Raw genomic sequence first — 18,664 nt, forward strand, 5'->3', positions numbered from 1 at the left:
AGGTTCCGTGCAACGGAATACGTCTTATGGCCTCCGCTCTTTCCGACAAACTTTCCCGCCTCGTCAAAGAAATGCGTGGCCAGGCCCGCATCACCGAAACCAACGTCTCCGACATGTTGCGGGAGGTGCGCATGGCCCTGCTGGAGGCCGATGTGGCCTTGCCGGTGGTGCGCGACTTCATCGCCCGGGTGAAGGAGAAGGCCCTGGGCCAGGAGGTCATGGGGTCTCTGCAACCCGGCCAGATGTTGGTGAGCATCGTCAGCAAGGAGCTGGCGGCCACCATGGGTGAGGGCGTGAGCGACATCAACCTGGCCGCCCAGCCTCCTGCCGTCATTCTGATGGCCGGCCTGCAGGGCGCTGGCAAGACGACGACGACCGCCAAGCTGGCCAAGCACCTGATTGAAAAGCGCAGGAAGAAAGTGCTGACGGTGTCGGGCGACGTGTACCGGCCAGCCGCCATCGAGCAGCTGAAAACGGTGACGGCGCAGGCGGGTGCCGAATGGTTCCCCAGTAGCCCGGACCAGAAGCCGGTGGACATTGGCCTGGCCGCGCTGGACTATGCCAGGAAACATTTCTTTGATGTGCTGCTGGTGGACACGGCGGGCCGCCTGGCGATTGACGAAGCGCTGATGCGTGAAATCAAGGACCTGCATGCCGTGCTCAAGCCAGTGGAGACGCTGTTTGTGGTGGACGCCATGCAGGGTCAGGATGCGGTCAACACCGCCAAGGCCTTCAAGGACGCGTTGCCCCTGACCGGCATCATCCTCACCAAGACCGATGGCGACTCCCGTGGCGGTGCGGCCCTGTCGGTGCGCCAGGTTACCGGTGCGCCCATCAAGTTTGCGGGTACCAGCGAGAAACTCGACGGCCTGGAGGTGTTCGACGCCGAGCGCCATGCCGGACGGATTCTGGGCATGGGCGACATCGTGGCGCTGGTCGAGCAGGTCACGGCCGGGGTGGACATCCAGGCGGCGCAGAAACTGGCTGCCAAGGTCAAGAGCGGTGGTGGCTTCGACCTGAATGACTTTCTGGCGCAGATCCAGCAGATGAAGCAGATGGGCGGCCTGTCCAGTCTCATGGACAAGCTGCCGGCTGCCATGGCGTCCAAGGCCGGCAATGTGGACATGGACCGCGCCGAGAAGGACATCAAGCGCAAGGAAGGCATCATCCAGAGCATGACGCCGCTGGAACGCCGCAAGCCCGAGCTCATCAAGGCCACGCGCAAGCGCCGCATTGCGGCCGGCGCCGGCGTGCAGGTTCAGGACGTCAACCGCATGCTCAAGGAGTTTGAGCAGATGCAGGAAATGATGAAGAAAATGAAGGGCGGCGGCATGATGAAGATGATGAAGCGCCTGGGCGGCATGAAGGGCATGCCCAAGATGCCTTTCTGACCGGCCGTCCCGCCGCTGGGGGGCGTTGCGCCCCCGCCCCCATCATCCGTTGGACCGCAATTCCTGGTTCAGGCTGGCGTGGTCCAGTTCCTTTTCCCAGTGGGACACCACAATGGTTGCCACGCCGTTGCCGACGAAGTTGGTCAACGCGCGCGCCTCGGACATGAAGCGGTCGATCCCCAGGATCAGCGCCAGACCGGCAACTGGAATCGTTGGCACCACCGCCAGCGTGGCCGCCAGGGTGATGAAGCCCGCGCCGGTAACGCCGGACGCACCCTTGGAGGTCAGCATGGCCACTCCCAGCATGGTGAGTTGCTGCGTCAGCGTGAGTTCAATGTTCAGGGCCTGGGCGACGAACAGCGCGGCCATCGTCAGATAGATGTTGGTTCCGTCCAGATTGAACGAATAGCCCGAGGGGACCACCAGACCCACTACCGACTTGGAGCAGCCCAGCCTTTCCAGCTTGGCCATCAGGGGCACCAGTGCGGACTCGGACGACGAGGTGCCCAGTACCGTGAGCAGCTCTTCCTTGATGTAGACAATGAAACGGAAGATGTTGAAACCGACCAGCGCCGCAATGGTCCCCAGCACCACGATGACGAACAACAGGCAGGTCAGGTAGAAGCTGCCCATCAGCGCCGCCAGGGGCTTGAGCGCCGCAACGCCGTATTTCCCCACCGTGAAGGCCATCGCGCCGCCGGCACCCAGCGGGGCGAGTTTCATGATCGCGTTCATCATGGCGAAGAAGATGTGGGAGGCGTCCTCGATGAAGAGGTGAACGGCCTGGCCTGCCTTGCCCATGTGCACCATGGCGTAGCCAAACAGGATGGCCACCAGCAGCACCTGCAGCAGGTCGCCGGAGCCGGTGAACGCATCGGTGAAGGTCTTCGGAATGATGTGCAGGATGAAGTCCACGGTGCTTTGCTCGGTGGCTGCCTTGGCGTAGTTGGCAACCGCCTTGCTGTCCAGCGTGGTGGGGTCCACATTGAAGCCGGAACCGGGACGCAGGATGTTCATGACCAGCAGGCCGATGGCCAGTGCAAAAGTGGACACCACTTCGAAGTAGAGCAAGGCCTTGCCGCCCACGCGACCCACCTTCTTCATGTCACCGGCGCCAGAGATGCCGAGTACCACGGTGCAGAAAATAACCGGGCTGATCAGCATCTTGATCAGCGAAATAAAACCGTCGCCCAGCGGCTTGAGTTTGACGGCGTTGGTGGCATCCAGATAACCAAAGGTACCGCCGAGCACGATGGCTACGAGTACCCAGAAATAGAGATGGTGGGTCAGACGTTTCATTTTCTTCTCTCATGGAAAGGGGGCTTTTGGCCTCCCGGTTGGTCATGGCGTGACGGTTGGTCGGGTCGCGCCGTGGGTTTTGGTTGCCTGGCCTTTTATGCGGCCACTTCGCCGCGCAGGGTATAGGTGCGCGTTTCGGTGATTTTCACGTCCACCAGTTGCCCGACCAGATGGGGCTGGCCGGCAAAGTTCACCACGCGGTTGCACTCGGTGCGCCCCATCAGCTCGCCGCCGTCGCGCTTGCTGCTGCCCTCCACGAGGATCCGCTGCACCGTGCCCAGACGGCTTTCGCTGATGCGGGTGATGTTGGCGTTGATGTTCGCCTGTACCTCCTGCAGACGGCGCAGCTTCACGTCGTGCGGCGTGTCGTCCTGCAGGTTGGCTGCCGGCGTGCCGGGGCGCGGGCTGAAGATGAAACTGAAACTGTTGTCAAAGCCCACGTCGTCCAGCAGCTTCATGAGTCTGGCGTGGTCGTCCTCGGTTTCGCCGGGAAAGCCGACGATGAAGTCCGAACTCATGGACAGGTCGGGGCGGATGGCGCGCAGCTTGCGCACCGTGCTCTTGTATTCCATGGCGGTGTAGCCGCGCTTCATGGCCATCAAAATCTTGTCGCTGCCGTGCTGCACCGGAAGGTGCAGGTGGCTCACCAGCTTGGGCAGCTTCTCAAAAGCGGCGATCAGGCTGGGCGTGAACTCGTTGGGGTGGCTGGTGGTGAAGCGCAGGCGCTCGATGCCGGGAATGTCGGACACGTACTCCAGTAGCGTCGCAAAGTCGGCCTGCTCTGACGTATCGCCCATGGGGCCGCGCCAGGCGTTGACGTTCTGGCCCAGGAGCGTGATTTCCTTCACGCCCTGGTCAGCCAGGCCGGCCACCTCCACCAGCACGTCCTCGAACGGGCGGTTGATCTCGGTGCCGCGGGTGTAGGGCACCACGCAATAGCTGCAGTATTTGTTGCAGCCTTCCATGATGCTCACAAAGGCGCTGGCGCCCTCGACCCGGGCCGGGGGCAGGTGGTCGAATTTCTCGATCTCGGGGAAGCTGATGTCCACCTGCGAACGGTCCTGCGCCTTGCGCGCCGCCAGCAGCTCGGGCAGGCGGTGCAGGGTCTGCGGGCCGAACACCACGTCCACGTAGGGTGCGCGTTTGATGATCTCGGCGCCTTCTTGGCTGGCCACGCAGCCGCCCACGCCAATCTGCACGCCCCGGGCCTTGAGGTGCTTGATGCGTCCGAGGTCGGAAAACACCTTCTCCTGCGCTTTCTCGCGCACCGAGCAGGTGTTGAACAGGATCAGGTCAGCCTCGTCCACGTTCTGCGTGGTCTCGTAGCCTTGCGCGGCGTGCAGCACGTCGACCATCTTGTCCGAGTCGTACTCGTTCATCTGGCAGCCGAAGGTTTTGATAAAGACTTTTTTGGACATGGACGGTCTGGGGGATACGGGTGTCTGCTATGTATTTAGTAGCTGCTCGCGCAGTAGCTACAAGGGCTTGGACCCTGAAATGCCTGCAAAACTCAGGGCGCTGTGGGGCGCGGGAGCTTGGCTTCGGCTTCGTTCAGGATCCACACGTCGTGGATCAGGCCCAGGGGCTCGAGCACGTAGTTCACCACGACGGTCTCGCCGACGATGGCGCCGGACATCACCAGCATGTTGTTGGTGCCACGGATGCGGGCGCCGGGTGCCAGGCGCGCGGCCTTGCCGTCGAGCAGCACGTCCGGGGGATTGGTGACCTGCAGGGTTCCGCGCAGGGCGGTTGCCGGGAAGGGGCGGATGGTCAATGCCTGCGCGCCGGCGGGGGCGCACAGGCTGGCCAGTCCTGCCGCCAGGCTCAGGCAGAGGGCCGCGCGCGCGGCGACCTGGCGTAGCGGGGGGAGGCGGTAGCAGCGGTTCATGGTATGTATCCAGAGGCTGTGGTGAAAATCCGGCGGTGAAAAAAAAGCCGCAGACCCCATGAATCAACGGCTTTTTTCAGAATGTGGTGGTGATAGGTGGATTTGAACCACCGACATCAGCATTATGAATGCTGCGCTCTAACCAACTGAGCTATATCACCAGAGCCCGGAATTATAGCCAACTTTTTGGCCGTCGTCCAAATTCCGGCGCGAAGTGCTTCAGCGGTGCGTGAATTCGGCCTTGCGCTTGTTCACGAAGGCGTCCATGCCTTCCTTCTGGTCGGCGGTGGCGAACAGGGCGTGGAACATGCGGCGCTCGAACTGGATGCCGTCGGCCAGTGTGCCTTCAAAGGAGCGGTTGACCGCCTCCTTGGCTGCCATGGTGGCCATCTGGGAGAAGCCACAGATCATCAGGGCGGCGCCCAGGGCCTCGTCCATCAGCTTGTCCTGCGTCACCACGCGGCTCACCAGCCCGGCGCGCTCGGCCTCAAGGGCGTCCATCATGCGCCCGGTCAGGGCCAGGTCCATGGCCTTGGACTTGCCCACGGCGCGCGGCAGGCGCTGCGTGCCGCCAGCGCCGGGAATGATGCCCAGCTTGATTTCCGGCTGGCCGAACTTGGCGGTGTCAGACGCAATGATGAAGTCGCACATCATGGCCAGTTCGCAGCCGCCGCCCAGAGCAAAGCCGCTGACCGCCGCGATGACGGGTTTGCGGATGGAGCGGATGGTCTCCCAGTTGCGGGTGATGAAGTCGCCCTTGTAGGCGTCTGCAAAGCTGAACTTGGCCATGGCGGTGATGTCGGCACCGGCGGCAAAGGCCTTTTCGCTGCCGGTCAGGATCATGCAGCCGATGGCGGGGTCCGCGTCGAAAGTCTTGAGCGCATGGCCCAGCTCGTCCATGAGCTGGTCGTTCAGTGCGTTGAGCGCCTTGGGGCGGTTCAAGGTGATGATGGCAACCTTGTCGCCCTCAAGACGGGTGGTGATGCATTCGTAGTTCATGATGAAAGCCGTTAGAGTTGAAATGACACGCTGACTGCACACTATAGCGAAGAGGTATTCCCATGACCGAACCGACTGTTCTGTTTGCCGACCACGGTGCCGTGGCCCTGATCACCCTGAACCGGCCTGCCGCGCTCAACAGCTTTACCCGGGCCATGCACACCGATTTGTGGGCGGTACTGGACCAGGCCGAGGCCAACCCGGCGATCCGCGCCGTGGTGTTCACCGGCGCCGGGCGTGGCTTTTGCGCCGGTGCCGACCTGAACGCCTCCGACCTGGCATCGGGCAACAGCGCCGTGCAGCGTCCCGACCCGGGCGAATCCATCGAGAAAGCCTTCAACCCGACGACCCGGCGCCTGCAGGCCCTGCGCATGCCCACGGTGGCCGCCGTCAATGGCGTGGCGGCCGGGGCGGGCGCCTCGTTTGCGCTGGCGTGTGACGTTGCCATTGCCGCGCCTTCGGCGCGTTTCATCCAGGCCTTTTGCAAGATCGGCCTGATTCCGGATGCGGGCAGCAGCTGGTTCATGCCGCAGCGTCTGGGCATGGCGCGTGCGCTGGCCCTGGCGCTGACGGGCGATGCCCTGGACGCGGCGCAGGCCAAGGAGTGGGGCCTGATCTGGGATGTGGCAGACGATTGCCTGGGGGCTGCCACGGCACTGGCCCAGCGCCTGGCGGCCATGCCCACGCAGGCGCTGGTGGCCGCGCGCCATTTGCTGCGCGATGGCGCCAGTCGCACCCTGGACCAGCAGCTCGACGCCGAGCGCGACGCCCAGTCGGCCATGGGGCGGACCCAGGACTATGTGGAAGGGGTGCTGGCGTTTCGGGAGAAGCGGGTGCCCCGGTTTACCGGGCAGTAGAGCGCACGGTACGGGGCGTTGGGCGGCGGAGCGGGGGCTGCCGGGGCGTCTCATCTGTCCTTCGGCCAGAAAATCGGCGCCCCGGCAGCCCCCGCTCCGTTGCGGTCCGCGTTACAGCTTCAGGAGCTTGTCGTACCGTCCAGCCAGCGGTTGGCCGCAGTTGCGTCGCGCACCGACAGGCGCACCGCCTGGCTTGGTTTGGGCAGGGTCAGGGGCAGCGTCAACAGGCGCCTGTCGCGGGCGACGAGTGCCTGCACTTTCTTGGCGTTACCCGCATACAGGGTCAGGTCGTCCAGCACCTGCATGCGCCAGGGGCCGCGCGCGCTGCCGGTGGCGGCCTCCACGGCCAGCCACTCATCGCCGGCGGCAAAACCGGCTTTTTCGGCCGGGCCGCCGCGCAGCACCTGCTGGATGAACAGGCCGTTGCCCTCCTTCACGCGCAGGCCCAGTTGCTGCGCCACCTGATCGGGTTCGCGGTTGACCTGGACGCCGTGGGCTTCCAGCAGCTCGGCCAGCGGCAGCTCGGTGGTGCTGTGCACCCAGCGCGCCAGTTCCTTGGCATACGGGCGCTGGCCCAGCTGCTCCAGCACGGCCAGCAGGTCCTGTTCGGTCATGGGGCCGCCGGCGCAGCGGCTCCACAGGGCGCGCATCACGGCGTCCAGCGTGGTGACCCCTTCCGTACGCAGCGTCAGGTCCAGGCACAGGGCCACCAGTGCGCCCTTGGTGTAGTAGCTCACGGTGGCGTTGGGGGTGTTTTCGTCCTGCCGGTAGTACTTCACCCAGGCGTCAAAACTGGCCTGCGCCACGGTCTGCACCTTGCGCCCCGGGGTTTGCGCCACCTGGTTGATGGTCTTGCTCAACGCCTTGAGGTAGCTGGCGTTGTCCATCCGCTGGGCGCGGCGCAGCAGCAGGTCGTCGTAGTAGCTGGTGAAACCTTCAAAGAACCACAGCAGTTCGGTGTAGTTTTCTTGGGTGTAGTCGTAGCGCGCGAACTCGGCCGGGCGCAGGCGCTTGACGTTCCAGGTATGGAAGTACTCGTGGCTGATCAGCCCCAGCAGCGTGGTGTAGCCTTCGGGCTGCTTGTGCGTGGTCGGCGCCAGCGTGGTGCGGGGCAGGCGCGGAAGGTCCTTGCGGTTGCAGATCAGGGCGGTGGAGTTGCGGTGCTCCAGCCCGCCATAGCCGTCGCTCACGGTATTGAGCATGAAGACGTAGTGGGCAAAGGGCACTTGCGCCGGGCCGGTGTTTGGCTGGCGCGCGGTGTCGGTGTGCCGGGGATGCGGGCCGTGCCAGAAGCGCAGTTCGGCTTCGCAGATGGCGCGGGTGTCGGCCAGCAGTTGCTCGCCGTCGAAACTGGGGGGCGCACCGGCCACCACAAAGCGGTGCGGCACACCGCAGGCGGTGAACGTGCCGCTCCAGAACGGTCCCATTTCCACCGGGCAGTCCACCAGCGTGTCGTAGTCGGGAGCCCGGTAGGTGCCAAAGCCGTTTTTGTTGACTTTGTGGGGTGTGGCTCCCGTGGCCACTGCCCAGTGCGCTATGGATTTGGTAGCAACCAGCTCCAGCGTGTGCGGCAGGTTTTCCTGCCCGGCGACCTGCAGGCACAGGCTGGTGCCATTGAAAAAGCCGCGTGTGGCGTCCAGCCAGGCGGTGCGCACCGAGTTGTCGAATGCGTAGACTTCGTAGCGCACCTGCAGCGGCTTTCCGGGCGTGCACGTCAGCAGCCAGCTGGCCTTGTCGGTTTGCTCGGCGGTGACGGTGCGCGCGCCCTGGTGGCCTTGCAGGTTCTGCAGGTTCTTGGAAAACTCGCGCACCAGATAGCTGCCCGGAATCCACACCGGCAGGCGTAGTACCTGCTGGGGCGCGGGTTCGTCAATGGTGAGGGTGACGGCAAACCGGTGGGCGTGCAGGTCGGCCACTTCGACCCGGTAGTGCGGGCCCTTAGGCGTTGCCGTCGAAGCCGGGCGGGAGGTCTGTTGGCGCAAAATAGTCATGAAAAACGGCCCCGGCCCTGGTAGATGCTGCGCAGGCAGCTATTGTTTTGGTAGCGTTCAGCTCTTCGAATCGTTGAGCATCTGCTCGACTTGCTTGGCGTCCACGGCGCCCGGAACCCGGGTGCCGTTGGTAAACACCAGCGTGGGCGTGCCATTGATCTTGTGGTTGCGGCCCAGCTCCACATTGCGGGCCAGTGCGCTGGTGTCGCAGCTTGCCGGCGCGGCGGGCGCAGCCTGGTCGCGCACCATCCAGTCCTGCCAGGCCTTGGCCGGATCCTTGGCGCACCAGATGGCTTTGGACTTTTCGCCGGAATCCGCCCCCAGGATGGGGTAGAGGAACAGGTAAACGGTGACGTTGTCCACCTTCTGCAGGTCGCGCTCGAAACGCTTGCAGTAACCGCAGTTGGGGTCTTCGAACACGGCCAGCTTGCGCTTGCCGTTGCCGCGCACGATGGTGAAGGCGTCCTTGAAGGGCAGGGCGTCGAACTTCACGGCCGTGAGCTTGTCGATGCGCTCCTCGGTCAGGTTGCGCCGGGCGCGGGTGTCGATCAGGTTGCCCTGCAGCACGTAGTTGGCCTGGGCGTCGGTGTAATAGATTTCGCTGCCGTTGACCCGGATTTCGTACACGCCCGGGATGCCGGTCTTGCTGACTTCGTCGATGGCCTTGAGCTGCGGCACCCGTTCGGCAATGTTCTTGCGGATGGTGGCTTCCTGCGCCAGGGCGCCCAGGCACAGCAGGGCGGCGGTGCCAGCCAGCAGGGTTTTGAAAATGGGGTTCATGGGTGGTGTTTCCGGGATGGGGGAGTGCGGGTTAGGGTGCCCATGGCACGCCGGGCAACCCATTGCTTGAGTGGGCCGCTTTGTTCGAATCGGTTCATGCCCCAGTTGCGCAGGGCCTGCAGTGCGGGGTGCGGGTGGGCGAACAGCTGCTGCAGCGCATCGCCTGCCTGCCCGATCACCGCGAAGTCCGCCTTGCGGGCCCGCTCGTACTGGCGCAGCAGGCGCGCGTCGTCCACGCTGCGCCAGTAAGGTCGGCTGTCGAGCACGCGCACCAGTTCGGCCACGTCGGCCAGCCCCAGGTTCAGGCCCTGCCCGGCCAGCGGGTGCACGTTGTGCGCGGCGTCACCTGCCAGGACCCAGGTGCCCTGCGCTGCGCGGCCGCTCCAGCGTCGGGCCAGCGCCTGCTGCAGCGGCCACACCTTGCGGCCGCTGGTGAGCGTGATGGCGCCCAGGGTGCCATGGCTGGCTTCCTCGAGCTGGCGGCAAAAATCGTCGTCGGTGGTGGTCTGCAAGGTTTGGGCACGCTCCGGACTGACTGACCACACCACGGCGCACAAGTTCCCCTGCGGGCCGCCCAAGGGCAGAAAAGCCAGGATTTCGCCCTGGCTGAACCACTGGCGAGCCACCTGAGCGTGGGCCTGCGCGCACTGCACGCGGGTGGCCAGCGCCCACTGGCCATAGGGGGTGACGTCCCATTGCGCGCCCAGTTCCTCGCGGGTGCTGCTGGCACGGCCTTCGCACACCACGGTCAGCGTGGCGGCCTGCGGGGTGTCAAACACCTCGATCAGGGGGTGGAAGCGCACGGCGTCGGCCAGGCGGGCCTCGAGCGCCGGAACGTCCACGATCCAGTTCAGGGCCTCGGTGCCCTGTTCGGACGCGTCAAAGGCCACCTGCCCGCCGTCATCGCCGTGCACCTGCATGCCCAGCACGGGCGTGGCGTCCTGCACGCCGGGCCAGCAGCGCACCGATTCGAGCAGCTGGCGCGAGGTCTGGTTCAGCGCGTAGGCGCGCACGTCGGCTTCGGCCGGTGTTGTGGCGGACGGTTGCGCCGTGGTGAGCCCGGGCGCCGTGAGGGCCACGCGCAGTTGTTTGCCTGCCAGATGCAGTGCCAGCGTGCGCCCGACAATGCCGGCGCCACGGATACAGATGTCAAAGGGTCTGGTCATCGGGGGATTGTAGAAGGCGGGCGGCGTTCAGACCGTGTCCAGCGTGGATTGCAGCTCGGCGGGCTGGGTGGGTATGGGCTCGAGAAACCGGATCGGGCGGCGCGTGCGCAGGGACATGCCCTCCAGCAGGTCCTTCAGGTCGGCCAGCACGCGCTCGGGCGCAACCGGGTTTTCGTGCAGCATCACGCAGGCCACCTGGAACTGCAGGGTGACCTCCGGCTCCAGCCCCGGCAGCGGAATGAGTCCGGACGCAATCAGCTGGACCATGCGCTCGGTCAGCGCCTTGCGGGTGGTGATGCCCTCCATCAGCAGCCCGAAGTGGGCCGTATCGATGCGACCCGCCGGGTCCACGTCGCGCAGGATGCGCTGGATCTTGATGACCGCCCGCAGCAGGCACTGCTCGGCCGTGGTGTCGCCATACACCTCGCGGATGTGTTCGTGGTTGACCACCCGGACCAGCACCAGGGCGACGGGCTCCCGGTTCTCAATGCAGCGCCGCACGGCGCCCGCCAGGTGGGTCTGGAAAACCTCCGCGGTCAGCAACCCGGTCAGTGCGTCCTGGGTGGGCAGGCGGTTGGCGCGCACCACCAGCGCCTTGCGGTCGTGGGTGATCTGGCTCAGCGCATACACCATGATGGGAACCGAAACGGCGATGCTCATGGACATCAGGTAGCGCATGCCCCACAGGGGCGGCACCAGGCCGAAAGCGTCGGCCGTGAGGTACATCGCCCCCAGGAACTGGGGCACATAGGCCAGTATCAGCCAGCGCCCGACCAGGGCGCCGCTGCGCCAGCTCAGGACGGTGGCCAGCAGGCCGATCGCCGTGGCGAAGAGCAGCGCGATGCAGCTTACCCATTCGGCCGTGAAACGGTCCAGAACGGCATAGCTCAGCACCGAGGCGATGGTGCCCCAGCCGGTGCTCGACAGGAAGGCGTCGAACCGGCGGTAGTGGTTGGACAGGGCGTAGAGGTCGCGCACAAACAGCAGCGCGCAGCCCACGGCGACCACGGGGATCACGCTGTAGGCGTAGTCGTCCCACTGGGGCAGCGGGCCCCAGACAAACGTGCCCAGCACGCCGTTGAGCTGGGCCACCGTGGTCAGGATCAGCAGGCCATAGAGCGCGGCCTTGAGGTCGACCGGGTTGCGATGCTCCAGGTAGCGGATCAGGGAGAGCATCGCCATGGTCAGCAGGGCGCCCAGCATCAGACCCAGGGACAGGAACTCCCACAGGCGCTGGAGGTCGCGCTTGGGGGTGCTGATCAGGCGCATGGGCACGCTCACGGGCTTGAAGTTGCGGACCTGCAGGTACAACTCCTGCGCCGCCCCGCTGGGCAGGTTGAGGTTGAATTCCGGATACAGCCCCTTGTTGCTCCAGTCGGCCTGGGCCAGGCTGCTGCCGGCGCTCTGCGCCGTCCAGCCCCGGATGGCATCGCGCTGGTAGAGCACCGCCGATTCCAGGGCCGGCAGCGGAATGTTCAGGCTCCAGGCGGACGGGCTGCCCGTCACCCGGAGTACCCGCAGTCGGATCCACAGGGTGTCGCGCGCGGTCAGCGGCAGGCGGCTGAGCGCCGGGACCGTTTCAAACTTTCCGGGGGTTGCCGCAACGCTGGCAATGGTGGCTTGGGAGCCGGTGTCCATCCAGACCTGGATGTCCGCATCGATCTGGTGGGACGGAATGCCGTCGTCCAGTACGATGGTTCCTGCCGGCACAGGCGCGACGGCCCAGCCGGGGCTGGCGCACAGGAGCAACAGGGTCAGCAGCAGGCGCGCGAGCGGGAAGGGCATGGGTGGCGGTGGCCGGGTTTCCAGAGCGGGTGGGGTTATGGCATTGTAGGTTTTGCCAGGGCGCACCGGCCTGGGGGGCTGCATCTACCCGGATGGGGGTCGGCATTGACAGCTATCAATGCGGGGGCTTCCAATGCCCCGTATGTTGGCTCGCAATGGGTGGAACTCACTACACAGTACAAGCACAAAGGGGTGGTATGCGCATCACGGTATGGCGGACAGGTGTCTGGGCTCTGGCGGCCTTCCTGCTGGCAGGGTTGCTGGCCGGTTGTGGGGGCGGCGGCGGTGGCGGCGGCAAGGCGCTGGTTCGCATCACGGTGACGCCGGCCGCGCCCTATGCCGGCGTCGGCCTGACGGAGCAGTTGGTGGCGACGGGAACCTATTCGGATGCGACGACGGCCGATGTCTCCAGCCAGGTCGTGTGGGCCTCGGCCAACCTGTCGGTGGCCACGGTGAACGCCGGCACGGGGCTGGTTACCGGTGTCGCGCTGGGTACGACGGCGATCACCGCTACGCTGGAAGGCGTTGCCAGCAGCGTTTCCTTCGTGGTGACGAACAACCCCTGGTCAACGACGGGCGGCCTGGGTGCGGCGCGGTACGCCCATGCGGCCACCTTGCTGTCCAACGGCAAGGTCTTGGTAACCGGGGGCCTGGGGGTCTCCGGCGCGGTGGCCGTGGCGGAGTTATATGACCCGGCGACCGGCGCGTGGACGGCGGTGGCCCCGCTGGTGACCGCGCGGTACAGCCACACCGCCACCTTGCTGTCCAACGGCAAGGTGCTGGTGGCCGGCGGAACCACGGGTGGCGCAACGCTGGCCAATGCCGAGTTGTACGACCCGACGGCCAACACATGGTCGGCGGCCGGCAACATGGCCTCTGCCCGCGCGTCCCACACGGCCACCCGGCTGGCCAGCGGCAAGGTGCTGGTGGCCGGCGGCAACCTGGCGGGTGCGCTTAATACTGCCGATCTGTACGACCCGGCCACCAACAGCTGGTCGGCCGCGGGCACGCTGGTGACTGCACGGTACAACCACACCGCCACGGTGCTGGCCAGCGGCAAGGTGCTGGTGGCTGGTGGCACCGGTGGGGCGGCCCTGGCCAACTCCGAGGAGTACGACCCGACGGCCAATACCTGGTCGGCGGCCGGCGGCATGGGCTTTGCGCGTGCGTCCCACACGGCCACGCTGCTGGCCAGCGGCAAGGTGCTGGCGGCCGGTGGTGCCAATGGCGGGGCCTTGGCCAGCGCCGAGTTGTATGACCCCGGAACCCGCACCTGGTCGACCACTGGCAGCCTCGCGACTGCGCGCTCCACCCATACCGCCTCCCTGCTGGGCTCGGGCAAGGTCTTGCTGGTGGGCGGCACGGGGGGCGCCACGCTGGCCAGTGCCGAGGTGTATGACCCGGGGGCCGGCACCTGGTCAGCCGCGGGCAGCCTGACCGCTGCGCGCGCGTCCCACACGGCGACCGTGTTGAACAGTGGCAAGGTGCTGGTGGCGGGCGGGAACGGGGTGGCGATCCTCAACAGCGCCGAGCTGTCCTGGCGCTGGTAGCGGGCCGGGCACGCAGGCGTCTGCGGTCTGCAGGGGGGCAAAAACGGCCCCTCATTACAATGGGCGCAACGGTTTGTGGTCCAGGCCTGGATACAGCGTACCCCCGTGAGCCCGTTGTGGACGGGGTGACCCCAACCCTCCGCTGCCCCCTGCGGGCGCGGGCTGCGGCCACCCGGTCAGCCGCCCAAGGCGCTATTGTTCAGTGATTTTCAAGGAATTTGTATGAGTTTGAAGTGCGGCATCGTCGGCCTGCCCAATGTCGGTAAATCCACCCTGTTCAACGCCCTGACCAAGGCTGGCATCGCTGCCGAGAACTACCCGTTTTGCACCATCGAACCCAACGTGGGCATCGTGGAAGTGCCCGATCCGCGCATGGCGCAGCTGGCCGAGATCGTCAAGCCCGAACGTATGGTTCCCGCCGTGGTGGAGTTTGTGGACATCGCCGGTCTGGTGGCCGGCGCCAGCACCGGTGAAGGCCTGGGCAACAAGTTCCTCTCGCACATCCGCGAGACCGACGCCACCATCAATGTGGTGCGCTGCTTTGAAGACGACAACGTGATCCACGTGGCCGGCAAGGTCGACCCGATTGCCGACATCGAAGTCATCCAGACTGAGCTGTGCCTAGCCGACCTGGCCGCCGTGGAAAAGGGGCTGCACCGTGTCACCAAGCTGGCCCGTTCCGGCGACAAGGAAGCCGCCAAGCTGGTCGCGATCCTGGAGAAATGCCAGGCCGCGCTCAACGAAGCCAAGCCGGTGCGCACGCTGGATTTCAGCAAGGAAGAGCTGCCGCTGTTGCAACAGTTCTTCCTGATCACGGCCAAGCCCGCCATGTTCGTGGCCAATGTGTCCGAAGACGGTTTCGAGAACAACCCGTTGCTGGATCGCCTGACCGCGTTTGCCAAGGCGCAGAACGCGCCGGTGGTGGCCATCTGCGCCAAGATCGAAGCCGAGCTGTCGGAAATGGACGATGCCGACCGTCTGGAATTCCTGAAAGAACTAGGCCAGGACGAACCCGGCCTGAATCGCCTGATCCGCTCGGCCTACAGCCTGTTGGGCCTGCAGACCTACTTCACCGCCGGCGTGAAGGAAGTGCGCGCCTGGACCATCCACGTGGGCGACACCGGCCCGCAGGCCGCCGGCGTGATCCACACCGATTTCGAGAAGGGCTACATCCGCGCCCAGACCATCGCGTTCGAGGACTTCATCACCTACAAGGGCGAGCAGGGCGCCAAGGACGCCGGCAAGATGCGCGCCGAGGGCAAGGACTACGTCGTCAAGGACGGCGACGTGATGAACTTCCTGTTCAGCGCCTAGGCGGATTTTTGAAGAAAAACAAGGCGCAACGCCTTGTCAATCCTGCGCAAACAGCTATCTAAAACATAGCAGACACGCCGATCAGGGCGGTCGTCATGGTGAGGTAGCGGGCCAGCTTGCCGATCGCCATGTAGGCCACACAGGGCCAGAACGGCAGCTTCAGCCAGCCCGCCACCGCGCACAGCGGATCGCCCACCACGGGCATCCAGGCCAGCAGGCAGGCCTTGGGGCCGAGGCGTTCCAGCCACGCCAGTGCCTTGGTGTGTGATGACGAGTGGCGGTAGTGGTCGGCGGCCTGGTGGGCGCCATAGCCCATCCACCAGTCCACCGCGCCGCCCAGGGTGTTGCCCACGGTGGCCACCAGGATCACCGGCCAGAACAGGGCGGGGTTGAGCTGGATCAGCCCGAACACCGCCGGTTCGGAGCCCAGCGGCAACAGCGTCGCTGAAATGAAAGACACCAAAAACACGGTTCCCAGGCTGTACTCGGGCAGGGCCAACAGGGCGAGCAAATGGGTAATCCAGGGGGGCATGGCGTGCAGTGTAGGGGCATCCTGCTGGGTTGTGGTGCGCTATTTCAATTGCTGAAATTTTGGGCAGTTAGAATGGCGATCCGCCTGCGCTGCGGTATTTGGCGTCCACCTTCTTTTCTTTCGGTAGTTCCATGCACATCGGCCCCTTCGCTTTGGCGAATTCCCTGTTTGTTGCGCCCATGGCGGGCGTGACGGACCGGCCTTTCCGCCAGCTGTGCAAACGCCTGGGAGCGGGCTACGCGGTGAGTGAAATGGTGACGTCGCGCCCGGACCTGTGGGACACGCTCAAGACCTCGCGCCGCGCCAACCACGCGGGTGAGCCGGGCCCCATTGCCGTGCAGATCGCGGGCACCGAGCCGCGCATGATGGCCGATGCGGCCGTGTACAACATCGAGCACGGCGCCCAGATCATCGACATCAACATGGGCTGCCCGGCCAAGAAGGTGTGCAACAAGTGGGCCGGTTCGGCCCTGATGCAGGACGAGACCCTGGCCATTTCCATCGCCGAGGCTGTGGTGGCCGCCTGCGCGCCGCACGGCGTGCCGGTGACCCTGAAGATGCGTACCGGCTGGTGCCAGACGCACAAGAACGCCGTGACCCTGGCGCGCGCCTTTGAAGACGTTGGCGTGCAGATGCTGGCCGTGCATGGCCGCACGCGCGAGCAGGGCTACAAGGGCCAGGCCGAGTACGAAACCATTGCCGCCGTCAAGGCCGCCGTGCAGATTCCCGTGGTGGCCAATGGCGACATCACCACGCCCGAGAAGGCGTGCGAGGTGCTGCAGGCCACCGGGGCCGACGCCATCATGATCGGCCGTGCGGCCCAGGGGCAGCCGTGGATCTTCCGCGAGATCGCCCATTTCCTGGCGACCGGCACGCATCTTGCACCACCGCTGGTGAGCGAGGTCAAGCGCCTGCTGGTGGAGCACCTGCACGACCACTACAGCCTGTATGGCGAGTTCATCGGCGTGCGCTCGGCGCGCAAGCACATTGGCTGGTATGTGCGTGCACTGCCCGGCGGCGAGGCGTTTCGCGCCCAGATGAACACGCTGGAAGACAGCGCCGCGCAGGTCCTGGCCGTGGAGCGCTTCCTGGACGGGTTGAACGCGGACATGGACCGTATTCCCGCCCCGCTGGACAGGACCAGTACCCGAGATCGAGACTTGATGGAATTTGCAGCATGAGCAAGAAGCACATTGAGGAGTGCGTGCGCACCAGCCTGGAAGGCTACTTCCGGGATCTGCGCGGAACCGAACCCGACGGCATGCACGACATGCTGGTGCGCGCGTTCGAAAAACCGCTGCTGGAAGTGGTCATGGAGCACGCCGACAACAATCAGTCCAAGGCCGCCCAATGGCTGGGCCTGAACCGCAACACCCTGCGCAAGAAGCTGCTGGAACACAAGCTCATTTCCTGAGCGGCCCGTCCGCCCACGGCCCCTGCGGCCCTACCCATTTTTTAACTTAGCCTGCCTCTTTATGAACGCACTTCTCTCTGTCTCCGACAAAACCGGCATCGTCGAACTCGCCCAGGCGCTGCACGCGCAGGGCATCCGGCTGCTCTCCACCGGCGGCACCGCCAAGCTGCTGGCCGACAAGGGCCTGCCCGTGACCGAAGTGGCCGAGATGACCGGCTTTCCCGAAATGCTCGACGGCCGCGTCAAGACGCTGCACCCGCGCGTGCACGGCGGCCTGCTGGCGCGCCGCGACTTCCCTGAGCACATGGCGGCGCTGAAAGCGCACGACATCGACACCATTGATGTGCTGGTGGTCAACCTGTATCCGTTTGAAGCCACCGTGGCCAAGCCCGGCTGCACGCTGGAAGACGCCATCGAGAACATCGACATCGGCGGCCCGGCCATGGTGCGCAGCGCCGCCAAGAACTGGAAAGACGTGGCCGTGCTGACCGACGCCTCGCAGTACGCCACCGTGATCGCCGAGTTGCAAGCCGCTGGCAAAGTCAGCGACAAGACCAAGTTCGCCTTGTCGGTTGCCGCCTTCAACCGCATCAGCCAGTACGACGGCGCCATCAGCGACTACCTGTCTGCCGTGCGGGTGGGCGACGACGTGCCCGCGGGCAATGCAGCGCCTGCGCTCGACCTGTTCCCTGGCCAGAGCAACGGCCGCTTCGTGAAGGTGCAGGACCTGCGCTACGGCGAGAACAGCCACCAGCAGGCCGCCCTGTACCGCGATCTGTATCCCGCGCCCGGCTCCCTGGTCACCGCCAAGCAGCTGCAGGGCAAGGAACTGAGCTACAACAACATCGCTGACGCGGATGCCGCGTGGGAGTGCGTCAAGAGCTTCGCCACCCCGGCCTGCGTCATCGTCAAGCACGCCAATCCCTGTGGCGTGGCCGTGGGCGCCAACGCGCTGGAGGTCTACAGCAAGGCCTTCCAGACCGACCCCACCAGCGCGTTTGGCGGCATCATCGCCCTGAACTGCGAGCTGGACGAAGCCGCGGCGCAGCAGATTTCCAAGCAGTTCGTCGAGGTGCTGATGGCACCCAGCTTCACCGCTGCGGCGCTGGAAGTGTTCAAGAGCAAGGTGAACGTGCGCATCCTGCAGATCGACTTGCCCAAGGGCGGTGCGTCTGCGTGGGACCAGGGCCGCAACGCCATGGATATGAAGCGCATCGGCTCCGGCATCCTGCTGCAGACGGCCGACAACCACGAACTGGCGCTGTCCGACCTGAAAGTGGTCACCACCAAGCAGCCCACCAAAGAAGAGCTGAACGACCTGCTGTTCGCCTGGAACGTGGCCAAGTTCGTCAAGAGCAATGCCATCGTCTTCTGCAAGGGCGGCATGACCATGGGTGTGGGCGCCGGCCAGATGAGCCGCCTGGACTCGGCCCGTATTGCCAGCATCAAGGCCGGCCATGCCAACCTGTCCTTGGCGGGCACGGTGGTGGCGAGCGACGCCTTCTTCCCGTTCCGCGACGGCCTGGATGTGGTCGTGGACCACGGCGCTACCTGCATCATCCAGCCCGGCGGCTCCATGCGCGACGACGAGGTGATTGCCGCCGCCAATGAGCGTGGCGTGTCCATGGTGTTCAGCGGCGTGCGCCATTTCCGCCATTGAGCGCTTGCGTGCTGCATGCAAAAGGCCACCCAAGGGTG

Annotated in this window: 16 protein-coding genes and 1 tRNA gene; 7 read left to right on the forward strand and 10 right to left on the reverse strand. The window is 65.4% G+C overall.

What is annotated here, in order from left to right; all coding sequences use genetic code 11:
- The first annotated feature begins 26 nt into the window (after positions 1-26).
- A complete protein-coding gene (gene ffh, locus AC1Q5W_RS07565; RefSeq protein WP_492644130.1) occupies positions 27-1,391 on the forward strand; it encodes a signal recognition particle protein in 1,365 nt (454 codons plus the stop codon).
- A 42-nt stretch (positions 1,392-1,433) separates the two neighbouring features.
- On the opposite strand, the gene AC1Q5W_RS07570 is transcribed toward ffh, so the two are convergent.
- The 5 genes from AC1Q5W_RS07570 to AC1Q5W_RS07590 form a co-directional block, all read right to left on the reverse strand.
- Positions 1,434-2,690, reverse strand: coding sequence for a dicarboxylate/amino acid:cation symporter (locus AC1Q5W_RS07570; RefSeq protein ID WP_492644129.1), 1,257 nt, complete (start codon positions 2,688-2,690; stop codon positions 1,434-1,436).
- 95 nt (positions 2,691-2,785) lie between these two features.
- Positions 2,786-4,108: a tRNA (N6-isopentenyl adenosine(37)-C2)-methylthiotransferase MiaB gene (gene miaB, locus AC1Q5W_RS07575; protein ID WP_492644128.1), complete on the reverse strand. Its 1,323-nt coding sequence runs from the start codon at positions 4,106-4,108 to the stop codon at positions 2,786-2,788.
- Positions 4,109-4,200: 92 nt separating this feature from the next.
- Complete coding sequence (locus AC1Q5W_RS07580; protein ID WP_492644127.1) at positions 4,201-4,578, reverse strand: hypothetical protein; 378 nt, start codon at positions 4,576-4,578, stop codon at positions 4,201-4,203.
- A gap of 84 nt (positions 4,579-4,662) precedes the next feature.
- A tRNA-Met gene (locus AC1Q5W_RS07585) sits at positions 4,663-4,739 on the reverse strand.
- Between the two features lie 58 nt (positions 4,740-4,797).
- The gene (locus tag AC1Q5W_RS07590; RefSeq protein ID WP_492644126.1) at positions 4,798-5,577 is read right to left on the reverse strand and encodes an enoyl-CoA hydratase; all 780 of its coding nucleotides are present in this window, start codon (positions 5,575-5,577) and stop codon (positions 4,798-4,800) included.
- Positions 5,578-5,639: 62 nt separating this feature from the next.
- On the opposite strand from AC1Q5W_RS07590, the gene AC1Q5W_RS07595 reads away from it, so the two are divergent.
- Positions 5,640-6,434 (forward strand): enoyl-CoA hydratase-related protein, encoded by a 795-nt coding sequence (locus AC1Q5W_RS07595; protein ID WP_492644125.1) that lies wholly within the window; start codon positions 5,640-5,642, stop codon positions 6,432-6,434.
- Between the two features lie 119 nt (positions 6,435-6,553).
- Here AC1Q5W_RS07595 and AC1Q5W_RS07600 read toward each other — a convergent pair whose 3' ends face one another.
- The 4 genes from AC1Q5W_RS07600 to AC1Q5W_RS07615 are packed head-to-tail and all read right to left on the reverse strand — an operon-like array spanning position 6,554 to position 12,156.
- Positions 6,554-8,425: a M61 family metallopeptidase gene (locus AC1Q5W_RS07600; RefSeq protein WP_492644124.1), complete on the reverse strand. Its 1,872-nt coding sequence runs from the start codon at positions 8,423-8,425 to the stop codon at positions 6,554-6,556.
- 57 nt (positions 8,426-8,482) lie between these two features.
- Entirely contained in the window at positions 8,483-9,205 is a 723-nt protein-coding gene (locus tag AC1Q5W_RS07605) for a DsbC family protein (protein ID WP_492644123.1), read from the reverse strand.
- Entirely contained in the window at positions 9,202-10,371 is a 1,170-nt protein-coding gene (locus AC1Q5W_RS07610) for an FAD-dependent monooxygenase (RefSeq protein ID WP_492644122.1), read from the reverse strand. The genes AC1Q5W_RS07605 and AC1Q5W_RS07610 overlap by 4 nt, the downstream gene beginning before the upstream one ends.
- Positions 10,372-10,398: 27 nt before the next feature.
- Positions 10,399-12,156 carry a sensor domain-containing diguanylate cyclase gene (locus tag AC1Q5W_RS07615; RefSeq protein ID WP_492644121.1) on the reverse strand — a complete coding sequence of 586 codons (1,758 nt, stop codon included), beginning with the start codon at positions 12,154-12,156 and terminating at the stop codon, positions 10,399-10,401.
- Positions 12,157-12,353: 197 nt separating this feature from the next.
- Here AC1Q5W_RS07615 and AC1Q5W_RS07620 point away from each other — a divergent pair, with 197 nt between their 5' ends.
- On the forward strand, positions 12,354-13,706 hold the full coding sequence (locus AC1Q5W_RS07620) for a Kelch repeat-containing protein (RefSeq protein WP_492644120.1): 1,353 nt from the start codon (positions 12,354-12,356) through the stop codon (positions 13,704-13,706).
- Between the two features lie 222 nt (positions 13,707-13,928).
- Positions 13,929-15,020 carry a redox-regulated ATPase YchF gene (ychF, locus tag AC1Q5W_RS07625; RefSeq protein WP_492644119.1) on the forward strand — a complete coding sequence of 364 codons (1,092 nt, stop codon included), beginning with the start codon at positions 13,929-13,931 and terminating at the stop codon, positions 15,018-15,020.
- A gap of 58 nt (positions 15,021-15,078) precedes the next feature.
- Here the strand turns inward: ychF and AC1Q5W_RS07630 are convergent, their stop codons facing one another.
- Entirely contained in the window at positions 15,079-15,552 is a 474-nt protein-coding gene (locus AC1Q5W_RS07630; RefSeq protein WP_492644118.1) for a YqaA family protein, read from the reverse strand.
- 131 nt (positions 15,553-15,683) lie between these two features.
- On the opposite strand from AC1Q5W_RS07630, the gene dusB reads away from it, so the two are divergent.
- From dusB to purH, 3 genes are all read left to right on the forward strand, one after another.
- Positions 15,684-16,733 carry a tRNA dihydrouridine synthase DusB gene (gene dusB, locus AC1Q5W_RS07635; protein WP_492644117.1) on the forward strand — a complete coding sequence of 350 codons (1,050 nt, stop codon included), beginning with the start codon at positions 15,684-15,686 and terminating at the stop codon, positions 16,731-16,733.
- Entirely contained in the window at positions 16,730-16,966 is a 237-nt protein-coding gene (locus AC1Q5W_RS07640) for a helix-turn-helix domain-containing protein (RefSeq protein ID WP_492644116.1), read from the forward strand. The genes dusB and AC1Q5W_RS07640 overlap by 4 nt, the downstream gene beginning before the upstream one ends.
- 61 nt (positions 16,967-17,027) lie before the next feature.
- Complete coding sequence (gene purH, locus AC1Q5W_RS07645; RefSeq protein WP_492644115.1) at positions 17,028-18,626, forward strand: bifunctional phosphoribosylaminoimidazolecarboxamide formyltransferase/IMP cyclohydrolase; 1,599 nt, start codon at positions 17,028-17,030, stop codon at positions 18,624-18,626.
- Positions 18,627-18,664 lie beyond the last annotated feature (38 nt).

This window comes from Rhodoferax sp. MLSD5-FHT05B10, assembly GCF_058793415.1.